Origin of the sequence: Bacillus sp. ME78 (assembly GCF_903970865.1) — a bacterium.
Lineage (GTDB): Bacteria > Bacillota > Bacilli > Bacillales > Bacillaceae_G > Bacillus_A > Bacillus_A cereus.
In genome coordinates, this window is record NZ_CAJCKK010000024.1 from 37,169 (window position 1) to 58,134 (window position 20,966).

The following is a 20,966-nucleotide window of genomic DNA, read 5'->3' on the forward strand; positions in this document are numbered from 1 at the left end:
AACGCCTACTATGTAATTTCTTTTTGAATTTAATTCTTTAGAACTGATTTTTAATAATGTACATAAGAAGCGTATATTTTGAATTATTTAATAGGATAATATATATTTATATTGATTTAATGATTTTAGTTTGTTAAAAATGGGGAAATCGATATGAAGGTTAAATTTGCCGTAATAAAAGATGAGAATTTTGATTGTAGTTTATTGGAAACAAAATTATTGAAAACTTTTAAAGAAGTAGATTGTGAAGCAGATATTGTAAAGGTTGAGGATGAAATTTTTGAAAACAATGATATACAAACGTATTTATCAGAAATAACCATTCATGTTACTGGAAAAAATATTGGATATAGATCCGTTTCAGCCAGTATATTTATTGTTCTAGAGAGTTTATCAATACAGCTATTTCATATTCATATTAGTATACTTTAAACAGTTCAAAAAGTGGATTTATATTGCGTTGTAAATATGAAAATGGTGATGAAAACAATAGAAATTATCGTATGTGCTCCCGAATGTAGGATTGCACTTTGTTTGTTGTTAAATAAGCAAGGGGTCCCTTTTTAAATTTTAATCTATCTTAACGCTAATTTATAAATAGAAGAATGGAAACATGTGAGTAATTCAATTAGATTGTACAAAAAATTTGGTACGCGGATATACGCAATGTATTCACAGGTAAGAGGGTTGTCTCATAATATATATAGATTTTTCTATTAAGATGAACAGAGGGTGTGAATATATGGAAGATGTTTTCGCTAAAATTGACAGTCTCAAGGCGGAGCAAAAAGAAATGATGAGAGACATTCGAAATTTAGAAACGCGTACTACTATTAATGAGAAAGATATAGCAACAATCAATAAGCAATTAGAAAAAATAAGTACAAACACTACTTGGATTTTGCGAATTATTATTAGTGCGATAATAATGTCAGTTTTAGGATTGATATTAAAAGGGATGATTTAAAAGAAAGAGGGGAGCTTCCTCTTTCTTTTATGTAAATGAGAAACTATAAATTTTCCGTTTCCTTTTCGTCTGCATACTTATCCTCTAAGGAAATTAATAGAGGGATTGATATAGTTACAAGAATGATTAAAGTGGTGATAAAAGATTTAGAAAGAGAAAAAGAACCTTCAATTAAAGGTGATAAAAACTTGAATGAAAGTATACTTGTTATGAAGGAAATTACTAAAAAGCTCAAAAGAGATATATTTTTATTCTTTATAGATGTCTCTATAAAGTCTTTAACACAGGTTATTACGACAAATATAGTTAATATGATAAGAGAAACAAAATAATGTGTTAAATTCGTCATACTAATAGTAGGATCGTCTATTATGTAAGCAAGTAACTTAGATACTAATATTCCTCCAAACAATAAAATAATAAAAGCAAGTAATCCTTCCGATATATAAGTGCTGAAATTGTCTTTCTTGTTAAAGAGTTTATAGTTTAGAGTAGATTGGGTTATTTGAATTAGGAATAGGGTAATAATCCATACATAATATACAAATGGTAATTCTCCTGAGAATAGAGAAATTAGAAAGTTTACTACTGTCCTTAAAATTTCAATCATTACGAAAGTCCTCCTACTTGTTCAGCTTTATGACATTAGGAATATATGAGTATATCATTTTATAATTAGGTTTATAGATTCAAACTATTTCTAATTATTCCATAATAAGGTGGTTATATCAAGTAGTTATCTTCTATGGCTTGTATTAGTTGTTCACTAATATAAAAAGAACATTTGAACGTTAATACTAGAAAAATAAAAGTAATATGTAATATAATTGAAAAAGTATATTTAAAAATCGATGTTAATATTACCCTCCTATAAGTATTAACATACGTAATTGAGGTGTTTTCTTTGTTGTTTTATGACCGGATTTCTATAATGGCCCCTCCTGTTCCGTAGCTAAGGAAAGTCTTTTTATTTCTGGGATTTTCAAAGTTATAGGAGGGTATGAAAAATGAAAAAAGTCTCAGTACCATCACTTTTGTTAATGATTGTTCTTGTCGCATTTCCGCAAATTAGTGAAACGATTTACACACCGTCTTTACCGGACATTTCAAAGGCGTTACATGTAAGTAATAATGAGGTGCAGTTAACGCTTAGTGTGTATTTTGCTGGATTTGCTTTAGGTGTATTTTTTATTGGATGGCTATCAGATATAATTGGCCGTCGCCCAGCAATGTTATTTGGAATTGTAATATATGGCGCTGGGAGTTTCTTATGCTATATTGCAAATTCCATTGAAGTTTTATTGGTAAGTCGTTTTATTCAAGCGTTTGGAGCAAGTGCAGGATCCGTGGTTACACAAACGATTCTTCGGGAAAGTGTAGAAGGGCATAAGCGGCATGTTATGTTTGCTCAAATCTCGGCAGTCATTGCTTTTACACCAGCGATAGGACCGTTAATTGGGGGCTTTCTTGATCAAATGTTTGGTTTTAAAATAGTATTTTTAAGTTTAGTAGTTATGAGTGTCGGAATTTTTCTGTATACGTTTGTTTCTCTTCCCGAAACAAAGACGGGATCAGTAACGAATAAAATAAATGTGTTTTCAGTCTTGAAGAGGCTAATTACAAATCCGAAAGTAGTAACATATGGGCTATTAATTGGAGGAGCAAATGGTGTTTTATTTAGCTATTATGCAGAAGCGCCGTTTATCTTTATTGAATACTTTCAATTATCGCCTAGTATGTATGGATTTCTAGGAATTGTTGTTGCGTCTGCTTCTATTATTGGGGCGAAAGTTTCAAAACGATTGCTTGCCACGTATAGACCAGAGAAAATTATATATATTGGTTGTCTTGTAATGACAGTGGGAGCTATCCTTTTAACTGTTATTACAGCATTGGGATCAAACCAAAACATAATATATATGATTGGATTTTTAATAGCGATGTTTATATTGCTATTAGGAATTGGAGTAGCGTTACCTAATTGTTTAAGTTTAGCGTTAGTAGATTTTCAAGATGTCATTGGTACAGCTGGAGCGTTGTTTAGCTTAGGATACTATGTAATTGTAACGATGACAATTTGGGGAATGAGTCAATTGCATACGGGCTCGTTACTGGTGATGCCACTTTATTTTCTAGTTATTGTAGTTATAATGGCAGTGTTTACTAGGATATTTATCTTTGGTAAGCAAACTTCGAAATCGATTTAAATATGAAATTGTAAAAGAGTCTCATTTTTTAATGAGACTCTTTTATATTTTGGCTGGGGTAAAGAAGTTAGTAGTTTATTAATATATTAAATTTCTCATTGGTATATAAATCGAATGTGTGGGAAATTACGTTATCAACTATAAAGGTTGAAGTATTTGACATATGAAACCGAGGAAGAAATGCTCTCCTCTGTTATTTATATTGTAATAATATACATGCCGGAATCATATTGAATAGATGTATTTTATTGTTAATTTAGTTAAAAATTAATCAGACTTATGTATAATAATTTATTGAAAAAATAATTGAATTTTTCAGATTAATGAATTAATATAAGGTAAGTAATTTTAAGATTTATAGAATATTGGAAGATGAAAGGTTTTGAGAATTTTATTAGGAGCGCAAAACGATTTTAGGATAGCTTTAAAGCTAGTGTAAAATGACGTTTGCTTCATCATTTTCAGGGCCGAAAGGAATTAGGGGAAAGCATCTTGTTTTAAATGCGGCTATGAATCATCTAAGAGGGGGAAGTGAAGTGGCAAACAAAGAATTGAAAAGAGGTTTAGAAGCACGTCATATTCAAATGATTGCTTTAGGCGGAACGATTGGTGTTGGTTTGTTTATGGGGTCAGCCAGCACAATTAAATGGACAGGTCCGTCAGTAATGCTTGCTTATGCAATTGCAGGTATTTTCATCTTCTTCATCATGCGTGCCATGGGAGAAATGTTGTATATGGAGCCAAGTACAGGCTCATTTGCGACGTTCGGTCATAAGTATATTCATCCGCTAGCTGGTTATATGACAGCTTGGAGTAACTGGTTCCAGTGGGTTATTGTTGGGATGTCAGAAATTATCGCGGTTGGAGCGTATATGCAATATTGGTTCCCGGACTTACCAGCTTGGATACCAGGTATAATCGCAATGGTCATTCTTGGCGCAGCTAACTTAATTTCTGTTAAGTCATTTGGTGAATTTGAATTTTGGTTTGCGATGATTAAAATCGTTACGATTCTATTAATGATTATTGCGGGATTTGGTCTTATTTTCTTTGGAATTGGTAACGGTGGAGAAGCGATTGGCATATCTAATCTTTGGTCAAATGGCGGTTTCTTTACAGGTGGTTTTTCAGGATTCTTCTTTGCATTATCACTTGTAGTTGGAGCGTATCAAGGTGTGGAATTAATCGGAATTACTGCTGGCGAAGCGAAAAATCCGAAGAAGACACTTACAAGAGCGATTCAAAGTACAATTTGGCGTATTTTAATATTCTATATTGGTGCTATTTTTGTTATTGTAACTGTATATCCGTGGGATCAATTAAGTACAATTGGTAGCCCGTTCGTAGCGACTTTTGCGAAAGTTGGTATTACGGCAGCAGCTGGACTTATTAACTTCGTTGTAATTACAGCGGCAATGTCTGGTTGTAATAGTGGTATTTATAGTGCTGGACGTATGCTTTATACGTTAGGTGTAAATGGACAAGCACCGAAATATTTCACGAAACTTTCTGGAAATGGTGTACCTTTATTCGGTACAGTTGGCGTAATTATCGGTCTGGCGGTTGGTGTTGTTTTAAGTTACATCGCACCGAAAAATTTATTCGTATATGTATATAGCGCGAGTGTACTCCCTGGTATGGTACCATGGTTTGTCATTTTAATTAGTCAAATTAATTTTAGAAAAGAAAAGGGAGCAGAGATGAAAGATCATCCGTTCAAAATGCCATTTGCTCCTGTAACAAACTATTTAACAATTGCCTTTTTAATTATGGTATTAATCGGTATGTGGTTTAACGACGATACGCGCATTTCACTAGTTGTAGGTATTGTTTTCTTAGCTATCGTTACAATTAGTTTCTATGCTTTCGGAATAGGGAAGCGAGCTCCGTTAGACGTTCAAAATAATAAAGAGATTTCAAGTAAATAAAGAAAAGGCTGTTCATCTGGAACAGCCTTTTCTTATTGTTGCTATTTGTCGATAAATCGATATACCTTGACGAATCGTTGATATAATTTGATTTGTGATAGATATATTTGAAAAATCGTTGATATATTGTACGTTATGATAGATATATTCGAAAAATCGTTAATATAATTTTACATACTATCTGTCACTATCATGATTAAAATTTCTCTAATACGATTTTTCCAATGGTGTGCCCGCTTTCAAGTAGTGCATGTGCTTTCTTTAAGTTTTCAGCGTTAATCGGTGTTAATGTTTCATTTTTATGTAAGCTGTACTGATAGTCTAGAAGGAGTTTATTTCTAAAAAGAAGAATTTTTTACTGTATTACTTTATCCAAAACTAAATGTAAAGGTGGATACATAATGACAGTAAAGAAACTTTATTTCATCCCAGCAGGTCGTTGTATGTTAGATCATTCTTCTGTTAATAGTACACTCGCGCCGGGGAATTTATTGAACTTACCTGTATGGTGTTATCTTTTGGAGACAGAAGAGGGGCCTATTTTAGTAGATACAGGTATGCCAGAAAGTGCAGTTAATAATGAAGGGCTTTTTAACGGTACATTTGTTGAAGGACAGATTTTACCGAAAATGACTGAAGAAGATAGAATCGTGAATATATTAAAGCGTGTAGGGTATGAGCCGGACGACCTTTTATATATTATTAGTTCTCACTTACATTTTGATCATGCAGGAGGAAACGGTGCTTTTACAAATACACCGATTATTGTGCAACGAACGGAATATGAGGCAGCACTTCATAGAGAAGAATATATGAAAGAATGTATATTACCGCATTTGAACTATAAAATTATTGAAGGGGATTATGAAGTGGTACCAGGTGTTCAATTATTGTATACGCCAGGTCATTCTCCAGGCCATCAGTCGCTATTAATTGAGACAGAAAAATCCGGTCCTGTATTATTAACGATTGATGCATCTTATACGAAAGAAAATTTTGAAGATGAAGTGCCGTTCGCGGGATTTGATTCGGAATTAGCTTTATCTTCAATTAAACGTTTAAAAGAAGTTGTGATGAAAGAGAAGCCAATTATTTTCTTTGGTCATGATATAGAACAGGAAAAGGGATGTAAAGTGTTCCCTGAATATATATAATGCAAAAAGTCATGAGCTTACGTGCTCATGACTTTTTCGTTTAAAAAATTTTTTTAAATAAATTATAAACTTTTTTTGAACTATCTTCGTTTAACTGATAGTACGTAAGGTTTACATCATCAGGAGTATCTTGCTGAGCAATCATCACTTCGCTGCTGTGATGATCAACTACCCATATGAAATATTTTTTATAAGTTCCATCCTCGAAAGTAATCCACATATCACAATCTATTAAGTCTGATCCTTCTTCATCTAATGTTAATTTACCTTTTTTTGCGGTATTCATACTGTTAATAAACGTTTTTAATTCATCTGTTTTTGTGAGAAAGATATCCTGTTTTGTTTTAATTGATTCTACATGTATATCTTTTATTTCCTGTTTTCCTAAAAAAACAGGGGGCTCATTTGGATCTCGCGAGCTTGAAATAATAGTAGCTTTCTTTTTCGGTTTATTTGCAGTATAGAGATCTTGAATAGATTTTCCCGAGTTTATAAACCATGCAATTCCAGAAATAATTAATATGCTACCTAGCAATAAAATAATTTTTTTAATAGGATTTTCTCCTCTCTATTACTTCGTGTGAAGAGCTTTTCTATTAATATATGATAGGTAAGCGTAAAGTATTATAGTTGAACTTGGTTATGCTTCACAGTTTTTATCGGGCGATCTATGAGTAAATTGTAAGTGAGCCCAATTAATACGAAAATGCCACCGATAACTTTACCAATTGAGAGTTCATTTGTCAGGAAGAAATCAATAATAGTCCCCGCAAATAATTGTCCGATAAAGATGAGTAATGTTAAATAAAAGGCTGATATTTTAGGAGTAATATAGTTGGATAATGAAATAACGATAACTCCTACTAATCCGCCTAAGTATACGGCGATAGGAATAGATTGCAACTTATGAATAGGGATATACAATGAATCTGAACTGAAAATTAAAAATAACATAGAGAAAAATAATCCAGTAATATAATTGAAAAACGTGCCTTCCCAGTTTCCAATTTCCTTTGCTAAATTCGCGTTAATAATTCTAGCAACAACGATAGAAACACCAGCTAAAATAGCGATCGTAATATATAACATTTTCTTGCCCCCATTAATAAATTGTCATGATTATAATTCCAGAAGAGATGAAACATAATCCAACTAGTTTTTTCTTTTCAAACTTTGCAACTTTCATTCCTAATAAACCGAAATGATCAATAACGATGGAAGCAATGGATTGACCGAGTAAACTTAATGCGATCGTAATAGAGGCACCAAGGACGGAGAAACTTATATTGTTAAAAAGAACAGTGAATACTCCAATCGCCCCAGCGCTATATAAAAAAAGTGAAATACCTTTATCGAAATGAATTTTATGTTTGTTTAAGATTAAAACGAAAATAACTGCAATTAAACCGACAAGGTGAATGACAACACTGGCTGTATACTTCCCAATTAACTCGGATAAAATTCCATTCAATGGAAGCATAACGGCGATGAGCACACCAATAAAGACAGAAAGAAAGTTATACAATGTAATATCCCCTTTATATTTCATATTTGTAATGACTGTATCATGCTGAAATTGTGTATTGTTATGACATATGTCATAGTGGAAGAAGAAAATTTTGATTACAATGGGGATGAGTTGTAAAGGTGGGGGACTATGAAGAAAATATGTAATTCAATTAAATTGGCAGAGTATATAAAGCAAAATAACATTGATTCATTTTTTACTAATAATATGAAACCATATATGGAGCTTATATTTTTTAAGAAGAATGAGTTTATTTGTAGAGAAAATGAAGAGATAGATTATTTATATTTCTTTGTTGAAGGAAAAGCGAAAGCGTTTAACACATTAAGTAACGGAAAATCGGTATTATTATGTTTTTACGATAGTTTGCAGTTACTTGGAGATGTGGAGTTAATTCATTCTCAAAGAATCACTTCAAACGTACAAGTGATGGCAGATTCGTATTGTGTGGGGTTACCTTTAGGAAAAGTGAGAAATAAGCTATTTCATGATGCGAAATTTTTAAGATGTATTTGCGGATCATTAGCACATAAATTAAACCGACTTTCCAAAAACAGTACAATTAATTTATTGTATCCACTTGAAAATAGACTAGCGAGTTACATGTTAGCAGCAGGGGAACGAGCAGTTCAGCATGAAAATAGAATTGTATTTAGTGGGAATTTAACGGAAACAGCGGAATTGTTAGGAACGAGCTATCGGCATTTGTTGCGCACATTAAATGTTTTTTGTGATAAAGAGATAATAAAGAAGAATGATGGTTGTTTTGAAGTAGTAAACGTGGAAGTTTTGAGAGAATTGGCAGCAGATGTTTATAAATAGGAGGAGAGTATAAATGATAACACCTATATTTAGAATTTTTGATATTGAAAAAGCAAAACTATTTTACTTAGGTTTTTTAGGATTTAAACTGGATTGGGAACATCGGTATGAGGAAAATATGCCATTATATTTGCAAATTTCGTTACAGGATGCTGTGATACATTTATCAGAACATCATGGTGATGCCTCACCAGGTGGTGCGATTCGGATCAAAATAGATGATGTAAAGGATTATCATTCTGTAGTATTAAGTAAAGAATATGCTTATTCGAAGCCGAATATAGAAAAAACACCTTGGGGTACAATTGAATTAACTGTAATTGATCCGTTTTCAAATAGAATTACACTATACGAGGAAAAATTGTAGAAATGGAATGAAGAGTAGTTCATAGAGCAGTGAACTGCTCTTTTTTATTTTGAGTAGATATTGAATCATATAAAAAGAAAATGTTATGATTATGGAAACGTATGAATATATGAACAAGTATTCATGTGTTTAAGAAGAGGAGGGATTAGAATGAAAGATCTAATTATTATTGGGGCGGGTCAAGCTGGATTAACAATGGGATATTACTTGAAGCAAGAAGGGTATAATTTTTTATTACTTGAGGCAAGAAAACGAGTTGGTGATTCATGGAGAAATCGATATGATTCTTTGCAGCTTTTTACCCCAAGGTCTTACAGTAGCTTGCCGGGTATGGCGTTAATAGGTGAAAAAAATGAATTTCCATATAAAGATGAAATTGCAACTTATTTAGAAGAATATGCAAGACATTTTCAATTACCGGTACAATTACAAACGGAAGTTCTAAAAATAAAGAAAGAAAAAGAAATATTTGAATTACACACTCCTACAGAAATTTTACAAACGAAAAAAGTTATTATCGCATCAGGTGCTTTTCAGCAACCGTTTATTCCCTCAGTTTCAGCAAATCTATCATCACATATTTTTCAAATACATTCATCACAATATAAATCACCATCACAAATTCCTAAGGGAAAAGTACTAGTAGTAGGTGGTGGGAATTCAGGAATGCAAATTGCAGTAGAACTGGCAAAGACTCATGAAGTTACGGTGTCTATTAGTCATCCTTTAACGTTTTTACCGTTACAACTTTTTGGAAAAAGTATTTTTAATCTGCTAGAAAAAGTGGGTTTATTGTACGCTGAAATAAATACAAAGAGGGGAAGATGGTTTCAGAAGAGAAAGGACCCTATTTTCGGTTTTGAAGGTAAGAAACTTATTCGTAATGGAGCAATACAACTACAGGAAAAAGTAGTAAGTGCATCAGAAAATAACATTATGTTTCAGAACGGTGAAACATATAGTGCAGAAAGCGTTATATGGTCAACTGGTTTTGTTCAAAATTATAATTGGATTGAAATTGAACAAGCAGTGAATGAGAAAGGATTTCCTAATCATATAAAGGGAATAAGTCCAGTAAAAGGATTGTATTATATCGGATTGCCGTGGCAGTCTCAAAGGGGTTCTGCACTTATTTGTGGTGTAGGAAAGGATGCAGCATATTTGCTTTCTGAAATCAAAAAAATAGATCAGTAGCAGCGACTACTGATCATCCATATGTACATGAATTAGGAGAGGTCAAACATTTATTAACTTTATTATAATTGATTTTCATAAGAATAAAAGCTGAAAATTCTAATTTTATGTTGAGAAAGTTTTTTGTATCGAAATATATGAAAGAATAGGGGGTTTTTAGTAAAAGGAAATATGATATTTATATTTTACTAAAGTGTGATATAGTCAATATAGGATTTATTTCCTTAAATTGGTTTTTGTAGTCATTACATTTTTAAAGCAGAAAGGAGAAGTAATTATGAAGTTTGATGATCAACGCTTACTAGGAGTCCGATTAGGTTCTGTACTTGTGACAGAGGAAAATCAATATTTAGTAATTAAGAAAAAAGATCATTATGCACTGTTAAATATACATAATTTAGAATGCACTCATGTTGAAGTGCAGTTAGAACATTTGGAAGAAATGTTGCGGGAAGATTTCCAAGAAAGTATAACGGAGATTATCGCACCAGAACATATAAAAATTGTTGCGAAAAATGTTATATAGATAAAGAAGCTGGAAGGAACAGCTTCTTTATTTTCATTATAAGGATAACGTTTTTACAACCTCACCAATGAAGTGTTTTCTTTTTTAGTTAGTTTGAAGTGAACTTTTGAAAAAATTTGTCTCGGTACATGTACATAACCCATGAGATTGTTATTAAAGAAATGATGATTTGTTTGTTTTTAATTGGTGCATTGAAAACAAGCCAACCAACTATATCAAATAACAAATGTAGCACGATTGAAAGAACTACAAATTGAAGTAACGTATTTAAAAATCTTTTCATAAAGTGTCCCCCTAAAATAATAGGTTTTATTAACAGTTTGATATAGTGATATTATACATTAAATGTTTAATGTGGTAAAATTTACATAAGTTAGTGGGATAAAGCAAATGAAAGTTAGTAAGGGGGAACATTCATGGAATTCTGGATGGTTATACTGATAGTAGCTGTTGGTTTCATTTATATCGCTGAAAAATTAACTACAATTGAAAAGAAAAATGATGCGCGTTTAAAGAGAATTGAAGATAGATTACAATTAATTACGAAAGAAATGGGAATTATAGAAAGAGAACCTGAAATTAATAAAGAACTACGCCAGCTTGTAGAAGAAGGCAAAAAAATTACAGCAGTTAAGAGAGTAAGAGAAGCTTTTGGTTTTTCCTTACTAGAAGCGAAGCAATATGTTGATAAATTATAAACAAGATCATCCATTTGGGTGATCTTTTTTACTGCACCATGCGTGTATTTACATAAGCCGCGATTATAAAGTGTCCAATTAGAGTGATAGGAATAACGATTGTGACATTAGGCGTAGTGAAGACACTACCGATTGTCGCAATGACACCAGCAATTAAATTATAAAGACCTACTATTTTTGATAGTTTCACTTTATCAGGCACGTGGCGTTCGTTGAATCCTGATAAGAGCCAAGTGTACTGCTTTACTCCGATGAAATAAGCTAGTGCAAATGAAATGATTGCTACTATAAATAATGTTGGTGAAGCGAAGAGAGTCATTGCAAACACCTCCGTTAATGGGCTATAAATAAATTATAGTCCGAATGTTATAATTTAACAAAATATAATTTGGGTTTTAAGTGTAATAGAAAAATGGAGTATTGGTAATGAGGGGAGATTAAGTATGAATATTGTGGAGTTTCAGAGGTATGTATCAAATTTCAGTAAAGAAAAAGGATTTCAAGATACAACAATTGAAGAGCGTACGATATATACGATGGCGGAATTAGGTGAATTAGCAGAAGTTATATTAAAGCGTGATAAAATACAAGATTCGAAAAGAGAGATTGGTTTAGAAATGTTTGATGTCATTTGGAATGTATGTGATTTAGCAAATAAGTTAGAAATTGATTTGGAGAAGGCATTTGAAGAAAAAATGAGGATAAATAAAAAACGTGAATGGTAAGTGGAATATTAATGTGTAAAGAAGGGGGATACGAGTGAAAAGGAAGCTTTTTATAGGAGGAATCTTTACCTTAATTAGTGTAATGAGTGTTGTCGCTTACTTAGTTTTTCAGGGTATATTCATTCCGAATCAAATAAGTGCGGATAAGTATGAAATAAAAGGTGTAGATGTTGCGTCGTATCAAGGGGATATAGATTGGAGAGAGTTGGAAAAGCAAAATATGAAGTTTGCGTTTATAAAGGCGACTGAAGGAAGTTCGTTTGTGGATGAGTACTTTTCGAAAAATTGGAGGAATGCGAATAAGACAGATATGCGCATCGGAGCGTATCATTTTTTTAGTTTCGATAGTAAGGGTGAAACACAAGCAGAACAATTTATACGAACTGTTCCAAAATATAAACAAGCACTGCCACCCGTGATTGATGTTGAGTTTTACGCTAACAAAAAAGATAATCCCCCTAAGCGTGAAGATGTTACGAAAGAGTTGTCGGTTATGATTGAAATGCTAGAAAAACATTACGATAAGAAAGTAATATTGTATGCAACGCAAGAGGCGTATGATTTATATATAAAGGATGCGTATCCAAAATGTAATATATGGATTCGTAGTGTTCTTACAAAACCGAGTTTATCTGATGAGAGAAAATGGACGTTTTGGCAATACACGAACCGCGGGAGATTAAGCGGTTATAATGGAAAAGAAAAGCATATTGATTTGAATGTATTTTATGGGAATGAGGAAGAGTTTGAGAGTTATGGAATGAAAGATTAAGTTTTAAAGCGTACAAAATTTTGTACGCTTTTTTGTTAATTACATAAAAGTATGCAAATGAAGATGGAACAAACATTTGAGATAAATTGTCTAATATAGGTAATAACTATTTAGCTTGAAAGAAAGGGTTGATGACATGAAAAAGAATACGTTGTTAAAAGTAGGATTATGTGTAGGTTTACTAGGAACAATTCAATTTGTTAGCACAATTTCTTCTGTACAAGCATCACAAAAGGTAGAGCAAACAGTAATCAAAAATGAGACGGGAACCATTTCAATATCTCAGTTAAACAAGAATGTATGGGTTCATACGGAGTTAGGTTATTTTAATGGAGAAGCAGTTCCTTCGAACGGTCTAGTTCTTAATACTTCTAAAGGGTTAGTACTTGTTGATTCTTCTTGGGATGACAAATTAACGAAGGAACTAATAGAAATGGTAGAAAAGAAATTTCAGAAGCGCGTAACGGATGTCATTATTACACATGCGCACGCTGATCGAATTGGCGGAATAACAGCGTTGAAAGAAAAAGGAGTTAAAGCGCATAGTACAGCATTAACCGCAGAACTAGCAAAGAACAGTGGATATGAAGAGCCGCTTGGAGATTTACAAATAATTACGAGTTTGAAGTTTGGTAATACAAAAGTAGAAACGTTCTATCCAGGGAAAGGACATACAGAAGATAATATTGTTGTTTGGTTGCCACAATATCAAATTTTAGCTGGAGGCTGTTTAGTAAAATCTGCGGAAGCTAAAGATTTAGGAAATGTTGCGGATGCGTATGTAAATGAATGGTCTACATCGATTGAGAATGTGCTGAAGCGATATGGAAATATAAATTCGGTAGTACCTGGTCATGGAGAAGTAGGAGACAAGGGATTACTTTTACATACATTGGATTTATTAAAATAAGAAATTGTAGAAATACAAAAGAAAGGAGAAATAATTTTCTCCTTTCTTTCTTCTAACTATATTTAAATGCTGAATCTGTCGATTACGTCAGCATATATTACTGAGATTTTAATTCCAAGTATACAAATACTAGTACTGTCATAATTGCAATAACAACGTAAGTAGCATCAAGCATTATAAGTGTTTTTAAAGTTTCAGTCATCGTAATTCACCCCTGTTATAAAAATATAACATGATCTTTTTATTGATTAGATTAGAGATCATAAAGATAAAATGTATATGAAATTTCTTAAGTAGCTTCTATATAAATATATCATATAAATAATGTAAGTAATGTTAAGATAGTGTAAATGTATTGTAAATAAAGAGGTTTACAATGAAGGCTTTAATAAAAAAATGATAGTTCCTTAAAATAAAAAATACGCTATTTTCATATGAGATGAATTGCAATTATTTGTATAAGGGATTCAAAAAAATTTTTTTGTTGTATATATTTCTCCAAATTAATTATTTAGCTATTTAAAAGTATCGAAAGATGTGTGCACACTAATGTATATTTTTTGGATGTCAATAAAAGTATTATGTCAACAATATGAACTGTCACAAATCTTTATATATTATTGTGATTGATATCACATCACTTTTTTTCAATGGGTATTATGCTTAAGGTGTAATGAATGATTGGGAGAGGGTGGGATGATATGTTTTGTTATCAATGTGAACAAACGCCAACAGGCGGATGTAAAGTAATGGGTGTTTGTGGCAAGAATGAAACGATTGCGAGTCTACAAGATACGATTGTGTTTGGGCTAAAAGGAATTGCAGCTTATCGCACACATGCTGCTCAGCTAGGGTATACGGATGGATTTGTAGATGCTACAACACAAGAAGCTTTATATATGACATTAACAAATTCTAATTTTAACGAACAAGAGCATATTGATATGGCTATGAAAGTGGGGAAATCAGCTTTACGGGTGATGGAATTATTAGATGAGGCACATACGAATCATTTTGGTGTGCCAGAACCTGTACAAATTACACAAAATCGTGTAGAAGGTAAAGCAATTGTAGTTACGGGCCATAATTTATTTGCATTAGAAGAACTATTAAAGCAAACAGAAGGAAAAGACATTAATATTTATACGCATTCTGAAATGCTACCAGCACACGGATACCCGCAACTGAAAAAATATAAACATTTAAAAGGAAACATCGGTAAGGCATGGTATGATCAAAGACGCCTTTTTGAAAAATTTACTGGTGCCATATTAGCTACAACGAACTGTGTTATGCCAATTAAAGGATCATACTCTGATCGATTCTTTTCATATGACATTGCAGGTTTAGAGGGTGTACAAAAAATTGAAAATGATGATTTTACACCATTGATTCAAAAAGCACTAGAACTTTCAGAAGTACATATGGAGTCGGATGAACAGTTAGTAACAGGGTTTCATCATAATACAGTATTATCATTAGCTCCGGAAATTATTAATGCAGTAAAAGAGGGGAAGATAAAGCGTTTCTTTGTTATTGCCGGTTGTGATGCACCGGGAAAAGGTGGAGAATATTATCGTGAATTAGCAACGTCACTTCCGTCAGAAACAGTTATTTTAACAACTTCTTGCGGGAAATTCCGCTTTAATGATGTGGATTACGGTGTTGTACCTGGTACCGAGATTCCGCGCTACATCGACTTAGGACAATGTAATAATTCCATTTCTACAGTGAAAATAGCAGCTGCATTAGCTGATGCTTTCCAATGTGAAGTGAATGAATTGCCAGTAAGTATTGTGCTATCATGGTTTGAACAAAAAGCGGTTGCCATTTTACTCGGGCTATTTAGTCTTGGAATTCAAGATATTCGCATCGGTCCAAAGGCTCCTGAATTTATTTCACCTGGCGTGCTTGATGTATTACAAGAAACATTTGGTTTAAAACTAATTACAAATGCAGCAGAAGACATGGCTATGATGTTATCGTAACGGAAAAGATGTTTTCACTTAATTGTGGCTTTATAAATCATTTGTATGTGTGTGAGTAAACGCACATACAAATGATTATTAATAAAGAAAATCGCTATATCTATAAAATTTATAGAGCTTTTAAAGTATAACACCACATGCCCATCACCTTAAGTTTTTAAGTATCCCCAAAACGAAATTTCTACATGAATATCTATAATTTTACCTCTTTTTCATTTGATTTGAAAATAAGCTTTCTATTTTTAAAAACCAACGATACCACCTTAAATTATAGGAATAAAATCCATTCATTTATTAGGAAAATGGATTGAAAATAATAAGGTAGACTAAAAAGTAAAATATTATTTATGATAATCATTCTTTTATAAAATTTAAATTGGAAATAGCCCTACTCATTTTGATTGCGCATTTTCAAAATGGAGGGGCTTTTTTTACTGTAAAATCAATAACTGCATCTTATTTTTGTTGAAAAAATTCTCATTCTTATTTTGAAAGTGATATGGGTACATTTACATGCACATCAATCTTTTATTATGAAGTGGACCTTGAATATATTGTTTTTTATTGACAGACATAAAAATGAATTATTTGCTGTATTGATAATTTATAGACGTTATAATAAAATGTTTATGTATATGTAAACTTAATTTATTTTCGTTTGGTTTTATTGTAAGGTTAGGCAGTGTTGATAACAATAAAATAATGAATATATCACCTGTAAAAAGAATGAAACCAATACGGAGAAGATGATTTCGTTAAAAATTCGAAAAATAAGCGTTATTAGCTCTTGAAGAAAAATGACTAGAAAAATTACAAGCATATGGAAAATAGGGTTATACAAAAAGTCCTAAAGGGGGACGGAATTATGGAGAAAAGAAAGTATTCAGTAACACCACAAGATCGAATGAATTATGTATTAGGTCTTTATTCTGCAGATCAACAAATTAATGCAGTTCTTTATTTTCCTGTAGGTATATCCAAGGAAATACTTGAAGAATCAGTAAGGATAACGTTGCAATTGCAACCAGTTTTGAACAGCCGGTTTGTAGAAAATGATATTCCTTACTGGGAGGAACATTCATCTGACACTAACTCATCTATTTGCTTTTTTGCAGAAGGAAATAATCAAGAACTTGAAATAATGGCAATAGATTTTATTAAGGAACCTGGTGATCGTATTCAGGGGCCTATGGTTCAAACGAAATTATTACGGGGCACTACAATAGATATTTTAGTTGTGAAATTGTCTCATCTATGTTCAGATGGTGCAGGAGTCAAGGAATATATAAAATTGCTTGGAACAATATATACTCACCTTTCATTGGGACGGTCTAAGAAGCAAATTATAAAGGAATTTGATGAGGGAAATGAGAGTTGTCGAGATCAATCACATGTATTCAAATACGCTGGAATATCGGACATAAAAAGTGCGTATCGTCCTAACCAAGAACAACAGGCATCGTTATGGTCTTTTCCATCTCAACCTAACAAAAATAAATTTCCCCAAATGTCCGTACGGCGATTGAGCCATAAGCAAACTCTACGTTTAACCCAATGGACAAAAGCACAACAGGTTACCTTGAATGATGTAATCATGACTGCTTACTTCCGAGTTTTATCACATTTCACTGTGTATGCAGAACCTCGTACTGCAGAAAAAATGATTGGTTTGACAATTGATTTACGTCGATATCTGCCTAATAATACAACTGGTGCTATTTGCAACTTATCCGGTATGGAAATGCCAGTGATTAAAATGGAAGACGATGAAACATTTAAGCAGACTCTTGTTCGAGTTAAACAATCAATGGATAAAATAAAGTCTCAAAATCCAGGTCTTTCTTCAGCAGCAGGAATGGAGTTACTGGCAGAAATGAAGCTATCTACAGTGAAGGAAATGTATAATCAGCAATATGAACAGGCTGTACAGATGGGGATGGCGTTGCCATTACTGACAAATTTGGGAGTGATTGCTGAGGAACCTATTCAGTTTGGTCAAATTCAAGCTGAGGACGGGTATATGGCATCACCTATTATGTATGCACCATTCTTTTCAATGGGAGCAAGCTCTTATAATGGAAGGCTTACATTTACGATCGGTTATCATGCGCCGGATACATCAAAAGAAAAGGTAGAAAAATTTTTAGATAGTGTTGCTAATCAACTATCAGAAATAAAATAAAAGAGAATATAGAGAACAGATTTCTAACAGAATTGTATTTTAGGGGCTCGTATCATGTACGGATAATCTCTGGAAATTTTCTCTGACCGCACTTGCCTTTATGCTTTATATACAATGGGAATGGTAGTGAGAAACAATTTGTATCGTGAAAAAACAAGATATATCGGTATAAAAACAATAAAACAGAGCTGATTTAAATTACACTTTGAATCAGTTCTGTTTTGCTAGTGTGATGGTCCTTACAACAAAAAAAGTAGGCTGTATCCGGTTAGGGTAAAGCGGATTTTTAATTTTTTTGAAAATAAAGTTGACATCCATAACTACTTAGTCATACAATGTAGATGTAATAAGTGATACTGAATAGTTCGGATTCACAAAAACTGTTCAGTAAAAAATTCGCCTTAGTACTCTGTGATACTGAATATAAGTCAGACAGAATAGGGGGTAAAGGAGGATCAGGACATGGAAAATTTAACTGAAATGCTGAAAGGTTCACTGGAAGGGTGTGTACTGGAAATCATTAGTCGCCGTGAAACGTATGGCTATGAGATTACCCGTCACCTGAATGATCTTGGGTTTACCGAAGTTGTGGAAGGTACGGTGTATACCATCCTCGTACGATTAGAGAAGAAAAAGCTTGTGAATATTGAAAAGAAACCATCAGATATGGGACCGCCTCGTAAGTTTTATTCATTAAATGAAGAAGGCCGCCAGGAGCTTGAATTGTTTTGGAAAAAATGGGATTTTGTATCGTCAAAAATTAACGTCTTGAAGTCAAAATAGGTTCATAAGATAAAATGTTCCGGCCGATATTTTGAGAATTTCTTGTTCGGTTTTATAAAAAAGGAGGAAAATAAGATGTTAGAAATGTTCAAAAAGTTAATTGGTGATAAAAAAGAGTACAAAATGATGATGGCACGAGTTGAGGCTCTGCCAGAGGACTACCAATTTGTATTTAAGAAAATTCAAAACTACATGTGGAATTTTTCAGCGGGTAACGGGATGGATATGTTACACATACAGTATGAATTAATCGATTTGTTCGAAGCGGGTGCAGCGGAAGGAAGACAAGTGCTTGACATTACTGGGGATGACGTGGCTTCCTTTGCTGACGAACTAGTGGCAAATGCTAAAACTTACGTCTCCAAGTATCGTGAAGATTTGAATGAAAGTATTATGAAGAAATTGAGAAAAAAATAAATGGAATAAGTAGTACCGACTGATTAGCTGGTTACACATATGAATTGCCATCATAGCTATTCAGTTATATTTTTAACTCGGTACTAAGTAATACAGAATATCAGTGATACTAAATAGATAGAGGTAAATAAATAGTCTTCGCAAAACATTTTTATAGGGAGGAAAAAAGTATGAGTCATGCAGCGATTTCTGTAAAAGGCTTGAAAAAATCCTTTAAAGACAAGGAAGTTTTAAAAGGGGTAGATTTTGAGGTGCAGCGTGGAGAAATTTTCGCGCTGCTAGGCTCAAATGGAGCTGGAAAGACGACAACGGTTAACATCCTTTCGACGCTAATGAAGCAAGATAGCGGTGAAGTAAGTATTTGCGGATTTGATGTACAGCGTCAACCAGACCATGTTCGTCAAAGTATCAGTTTGACAGGGCAGTTCGCAGCTTTAGACGGTATGCTGACAGGGAGGGAAAACTTGATAGTGATCGCCAAATTACGTGGTGTTTCCAATCCCGCTCAAGTTGCTGACAATCTACTTGCAAGATTTAGCCTGACTGATGCGGCAAACCAAAGGGCAGATCAGTATTCAGGCGGGATGAAGCGCCGGCTTGATGTCGCGATGAGTTTAATTGGGGCGCCAGCAGTTATTTTTCTTGACGAACCAACGACTGGACTTGATCCTGAAGCGCGAATCGAAGTGTGGGATACAGTCAAGGAACTTGCCGGTAGCGGCACAACGATTTTGCTTACGACTCAGTACTTGGAAGAAGCAGAACAACTGGCAGACCGTATCGCTATTTTGCATGGCGGAAAAATTATTACGACAGGTACTCTTGCTGAACTAAAAGAGATGTTCCCGCCAGCAAAAGTGGAGTATATCGAGAAGCAACCGACATTGGAAGAAATATTCCTTTCGATCATTGGCAAAAAGGAGGAGATGTAAATGAAAAGTAAAACAGGTGTATTACTAGGTCGTTTAATGCGTAACATTATGCGCAGTCCGGATACAATTATTACAGTAGCGATTACACCGATTATGATGATGCTATTATTTGTCTACGTGTTTGGCGGCGCAATAAAAACTGGAACGGAAAACTACGTTAATTATTTATTGCCGGGAATTTTGCTAATGGCTATCGCATCCGGTGTAGCTTACACTTCCGTGCGACTCTTTACGGATGTAAAGAGTGGGCTGATGGCACGTTTCATTACGATGCCTATTAAGCGCTCATCCATATTGTGGGCTCACGTTTTAACCTCTCTAGTTGCTAATGTACTTACTATCGGGGTGGTTATTCTTGTTGCACTCTTAATGGGCTTTCGTTCCAGTGCTAATATTCTAGATTGGCTCGCGGTAGCTGGGATACTTGGGATGTTTACGCTGGCGCTAACATGGCTAGCTATCATTCCAGGATTGAAAGCGAGGTCTATGGAAGGGGCGACTGCTTACTCGTACCCGCTAGTTTTTCTTCCATTTATTAGTTCGGCCTTTGTACCTACCGAAACGATGCCAAAAATTGTTCGTGTGTTTGCGGAGAATCAGCCTGTAACTTCAATCGTGAATGCGATTCGTGCTCTTTTATATGAAGGAACTGTTGGTAACGATATTTGGATTGCGCTCGCTTGGTGCGTAGGTATAATGGTCATCTCTTACTTTTTCGCCAGTAAAGCATTTAAACGTCAGTTAGGGTAAGAAACGTGATAAACGAAACCTTCAGGAATAATATATATTTAGAAAAGCACGGGAGATTTTCCGTGCTTTTATTATTTATCATGCTCTCATTGTAGTAAATGAAATGGTATTTAAAA

25 protein-coding genes are annotated in these 20,966 nt (G+C 33.6%); 19 read left to right on the top strand and 6 right to left on the bottom strand.

The features are described 5' to 3' along the window. The first annotated feature begins 153 nt into the window (after positions 1-153). Positions 154-432 carry a hypothetical protein gene (locus H6481_RS21525; protein WP_088024301.1) on the top strand — a complete coding sequence of 93 codons (279 nt, stop codon included), beginning with the start codon at positions 154-156 and terminating at the stop codon, positions 430-432. Positions 433-742: 310 nt separating this feature from the next. Next, a complete protein-coding gene (locus H6481_RS21530; RefSeq protein WP_182813182.1) occupies positions 743-967 on the top strand; it encodes a hemolysin XhlA family protein in 225 nt (74 codons plus the stop codon). 43 nt (positions 968-1,010) lie between these two features. Here the strand turns inward: H6481_RS21530 and H6481_RS21535 are convergent, their stop codons facing one another. Next, entirely contained in the window at positions 1,011-1,577 is a 567-nt protein-coding gene (locus tag H6481_RS21535; RefSeq protein WP_088024304.1) for a DUF5823 family protein, read from the bottom strand. 397 nt (positions 1,578-1,974) lie between these two features. Here H6481_RS21535 and H6481_RS21540 point away from each other — a divergent pair, with 397 nt between their 5' ends. From H6481_RS21540 to aiiA, 3 genes are all read left to right on the top strand, one after another. Then, on the top strand, positions 1,975-3,174 hold the full coding sequence (locus H6481_RS21540; RefSeq protein WP_182813184.1) for a multidrug effflux MFS transporter: 1,200 nt from the start codon (positions 1,975-1,977) through the stop codon (positions 3,172-3,174). A 536-nt stretch (positions 3,175-3,710) separates the two neighbouring features. Next, positions 3,711-5,102 carry an amino acid permease gene (locus tag H6481_RS21545; protein WP_140155582.1) on the top strand — a complete coding sequence of 464 codons (1,392 nt, stop codon included), beginning with the start codon at positions 3,711-3,713 and terminating at the stop codon, positions 5,100-5,102. A 401-nt stretch (positions 5,103-5,503) separates the two neighbouring features. Beyond that, complete coding sequence (gene aiiA, locus H6481_RS21550) at positions 5,504-6,256, top strand: N-acyl homoserine lactonase AiiA (RefSeq protein WP_000216591.1); 753 nt, start codon at positions 5,504-5,506, stop codon at positions 6,254-6,256. Positions 6,257-6,296: 40 nt separating this feature from the next. Here aiiA and H6481_RS21555 read toward each other — a convergent pair whose 3' ends face one another. The 3 genes from H6481_RS21555 to H6481_RS21565 all read right to left on the bottom strand — a co-directional run bounded on the left by H6481_RS21555 (position 6,297) and on the right by H6481_RS21565 (position 7,805). After that, the gene (locus H6481_RS21555; protein WP_000901530.1) at positions 6,297-6,791 is read right to left on the bottom strand and encodes a hypothetical protein; all 495 of its coding nucleotides are present in this window, start codon (positions 6,789-6,791) and stop codon (positions 6,297-6,299) included. 89 nt (positions 6,792-6,880) lie between these two features. After that, positions 6,881-7,345, bottom strand: coding sequence for a DMT family transporter (locus tag H6481_RS21560; protein WP_000965811.1), 465 nt, complete (start codon positions 7,343-7,345; stop codon positions 6,881-6,883). Positions 7,346-7,358: 13 nt separating this feature from the next. After that, entirely contained in the window at positions 7,359-7,805 is a 447-nt protein-coding gene (locus H6481_RS21565; RefSeq protein WP_140155581.1) for a DMT family transporter, read from the bottom strand. A 108-nt stretch (positions 7,806-7,913) separates the two neighbouring features. Between H6481_RS21565 and H6481_RS21570 the strand changes: the two genes are divergently transcribed. From H6481_RS21570 to H6481_RS21585, 4 genes are all read left to right on the top strand, one after another. Continuing rightward, entirely contained in the window at positions 7,914-8,606 is a 693-nt protein-coding gene (locus H6481_RS21570; RefSeq protein WP_000717647.1) for a cyclic nucleotide-binding domain-containing protein, read from the top strand. 13 nt (positions 8,607-8,619) lie between these two features. Further along, positions 8,620-8,973, top strand: coding sequence for a glyoxalase superfamily protein (locus tag H6481_RS21575; protein WP_000632406.1), 354 nt, complete (start codon positions 8,620-8,622; stop codon positions 8,971-8,973). A gap of 150 nt (positions 8,974-9,123) precedes the next feature. Beyond that, positions 9,124-10,167: an NAD(P)/FAD-dependent oxidoreductase gene (locus H6481_RS21580; protein ID WP_182813186.1), complete on the top strand. Its 1,044-nt coding sequence runs from the start codon at positions 9,124-9,126 to the stop codon at positions 10,165-10,167. A gap of 277 nt (positions 10,168-10,444) precedes the next feature. Next, positions 10,445-10,693 (top strand): hypothetical protein, encoded by a 249-nt coding sequence (locus H6481_RS21585; protein ID WP_000666948.1) that lies wholly within the window; start codon positions 10,445-10,447, stop codon positions 10,691-10,693. Between the two features lie 88 nt (positions 10,694-10,781). On the opposite strand, the gene H6481_RS21590 is transcribed toward H6481_RS21585, so the two are convergent. After that, on the bottom strand, positions 10,782-10,976 hold the full coding sequence (locus H6481_RS21590; RefSeq protein WP_000819660.1) for a hypothetical protein: 195 nt from the start codon (positions 10,974-10,976) through the stop codon (positions 10,782-10,784). 133 nt (positions 10,977-11,109) lie between these two features. On the opposite strand from H6481_RS21590, the gene H6481_RS21595 reads away from it, so the two are divergent. Continuing rightward, positions 11,110-11,391, top strand: a complete 282-nt coding sequence (locus tag H6481_RS21595) for a hypothetical protein (RefSeq protein WP_000397724.1) — start codon at positions 11,110-11,112, stop codon at positions 11,389-11,391. A gap of 28 nt (positions 11,392-11,419) precedes the next feature. Here the strand turns inward: H6481_RS21595 and H6481_RS21600 are convergent, their stop codons facing one another. Continuing rightward, positions 11,420-11,710 carry a DUF3784 domain-containing protein gene (locus tag H6481_RS21600; protein ID WP_182813189.1) on the bottom strand — a complete coding sequence of 97 codons (291 nt, stop codon included), beginning with the start codon at positions 11,708-11,710 and terminating at the stop codon, positions 11,420-11,422. A gap of 124 nt (positions 11,711-11,834) precedes the next feature. Between H6481_RS21600 and H6481_RS21605 the strand changes: the two genes are divergently transcribed. From H6481_RS21605 to H6481_RS21645, 9 genes are all read left to right on the top strand, one after another. Then, a complete protein-coding gene (locus H6481_RS21605) occupies positions 11,835-12,116 on the top strand; it encodes a MazG nucleotide pyrophosphohydrolase domain-containing protein (protein ID WP_001028130.1) in 282 nt (93 codons plus the stop codon). A gap of 34 nt (positions 12,117-12,150) precedes the next feature. Further along, positions 12,151-12,888, top strand: coding sequence for a GH25 family lysozyme (locus H6481_RS21610; RefSeq protein WP_053563906.1), 738 nt, complete (start codon positions 12,151-12,153; stop codon positions 12,886-12,888). 136 nt (positions 12,889-13,024) lie between these two features. Further along, positions 13,025-13,798 (top strand): BcII family subclass B1 metallo-beta-lactamase, encoded by a 774-nt coding sequence (gene bla2 / locus H6481_RS21615; protein WP_182813191.1) that lies wholly within the window; start codon positions 13,025-13,027, stop codon positions 13,796-13,798. 701 nt (positions 13,799-14,499) lie between these two features. Then, the gene (gene hcp, locus H6481_RS21620) at positions 14,500-15,786 is read left to right on the top strand and encodes a hydroxylamine reductase (RefSeq protein WP_002204729.1); all 1,287 of its coding nucleotides are present in this window, start codon (positions 14,500-14,502) and stop codon (positions 15,784-15,786) included. An 865-nt stretch (positions 15,787-16,651) separates the two neighbouring features. Beyond that, positions 16,652-17,968: a condensation domain-containing protein gene (locus tag H6481_RS21625; RefSeq protein WP_182813193.1), complete on the top strand. Its 1,317-nt coding sequence runs from the start codon at positions 16,652-16,654 to the stop codon at positions 17,966-17,968. 462 nt (positions 17,969-18,430) lie between these two features. Beyond that, complete coding sequence (locus H6481_RS21630) at positions 18,431-18,751, top strand: PadR family transcriptional regulator (RefSeq protein WP_000429488.1); 321 nt, start codon at positions 18,431-18,433, stop codon at positions 18,749-18,751. Between the two features lie 75 nt (positions 18,752-18,826). Further along, the gene (locus H6481_RS21635; RefSeq protein WP_000891986.1) at positions 18,827-19,168 is read left to right on the top strand and encodes a DUF1048 domain-containing protein; all 342 of its coding nucleotides are present in this window, start codon (positions 18,827-18,829) and stop codon (positions 19,166-19,168) included. Positions 19,169-19,338: 170 nt separating this feature from the next. Further along, entirely contained in the window at positions 19,339-20,100 is a 762-nt protein-coding gene (locus H6481_RS21640; RefSeq protein ID WP_098678166.1) for an ATP-binding cassette domain-containing protein, read from the top strand. After that, positions 20,101-20,850, top strand: coding sequence for an ABC transporter permease (locus H6481_RS21645; RefSeq protein WP_098678165.1), 750 nt, complete (start codon positions 20,101-20,103; stop codon positions 20,848-20,850). It begins immediately after the preceding gene. Positions 20,851-20,966 lie beyond the last annotated feature (116 nt).

Coding starts and splice junctions, on each gene's coding strand:
- H6481_RS21525 (WP_088024301.1), top strand. CDS start 154: ATGAAGGTTAAATTTGCCGTAATAAAAGATGAGAATTTTGATTGTAGT.
- H6481_RS21540 (WP_182813184.1), top strand. CDS start 1,975: ATGAAAAAAGTCTCAGTACCATCACTTTTGTTAATGATTGTTCTTGTC.
- H6481_RS21600 (WP_182813189.1), bottom strand. CDS start 11,710: ATGACTCTCTTCGCTTCACCAACATTATTTATAGTAGCAATCATTTCA.
- H6481_RS21595 (WP_000397724.1), top strand. CDS start 11,110: ATGGAATTCTGGATGGTTATACTGATAGTAGCTGTTGGTTTCATTTAT.
- H6481_RS21625 (WP_182813193.1), top strand. CDS start 16,652: ATGGAGAAAAGAAAGTATTCAGTAACACCACAAGATCGAATGAATTAT.
- H6481_RS21605 (WP_001028130.1), top strand. CDS start 11,835: ATGAATATTGTGGAGTTTCAGAGGTATGTATCAAATTTCAGTAAAGAA.
- H6481_RS21640 (WP_098678166.1), top strand. CDS start 19,339: ATGAGTCATGCAGCGATTTCTGTAAAAGGCTTGAAAAAATCCTTTAAA.
- hcp (WP_002204729.1), top strand. CDS start 14,500: ATGTTTTGTTATCAATGTGAACAAACGCCAACAGGCGGATGTAAAGTA.
- H6481_RS21535 (WP_088024304.1), bottom strand. CDS start 1,577: ATGATTGAAATTTTAAGGACAGTAGTAAACTTTCTAATTTCTCTATTC.
- H6481_RS21570 (WP_000717647.1), top strand. CDS start 7,914: ATGAAGAAAATATGTAATTCAATTAAATTGGCAGAGTATATAAAGCAA.
- H6481_RS21585 (WP_000666948.1), top strand. CDS start 10,445: ATGAAGTTTGATGATCAACGCTTACTAGGAGTCCGATTAGGTTCTGTA.
- H6481_RS21565 (WP_140155581.1), bottom strand. CDS start 7,805: ATGAAATATAAAGGGGATATTACATTGTATAACTTTCTTTCTGTCTTT.
- H6481_RS21575 (WP_000632406.1), top strand. CDS start 8,620: ATGATAACACCTATATTTAGAATTTTTGATATTGAAAAAGCAAAACTA.
- H6481_RS21635 (WP_000891986.1), top strand. CDS start 18,827: ATGTTAGAAATGTTCAAAAAGTTAATTGGTGATAAAAAAGAGTACAAA.
- H6481_RS21630 (WP_000429488.1), top strand. CDS start 18,431: ATGGAAAATTTAACTGAAATGCTGAAAGGTTCACTGGAAGGGTGTGTA.
- H6481_RS21645 (WP_098678165.1), top strand. CDS start 20,101: ATGAAAAGTAAAACAGGTGTATTACTAGGTCGTTTAATGCGTAACATT.
- H6481_RS21560 (WP_000965811.1), bottom strand. CDS start 7,345: ATGTTATATATTACGATCGCTATTTTAGCTGGTGTTTCTATCGTTGTT.
- H6481_RS21580 (WP_182813186.1), top strand. CDS start 9,124: ATGAAAGATCTAATTATTATTGGGGCGGGTCAAGCTGGATTAACAATG.
- H6481_RS21590 (WP_000819660.1), bottom strand. CDS start 10,976: ATGAAAAGATTTTTAAATACGTTACTTCAATTTGTAGTTCTTTCAATC.
- bla2 (WP_182813191.1), top strand. CDS start 13,025: ATGAAAAAGAATACGTTGTTAAAAGTAGGATTATGTGTAGGTTTACTA.
- aiiA (WP_000216591.1), top strand. CDS start 5,504: ATGACAGTAAAGAAACTTTATTTCATCCCAGCAGGTCGTTGTATGTTA.
- H6481_RS21530 (WP_182813182.1), top strand. CDS start 743: ATGGAAGATGTTTTCGCTAAAATTGACAGTCTCAAGGCGGAGCAAAAA.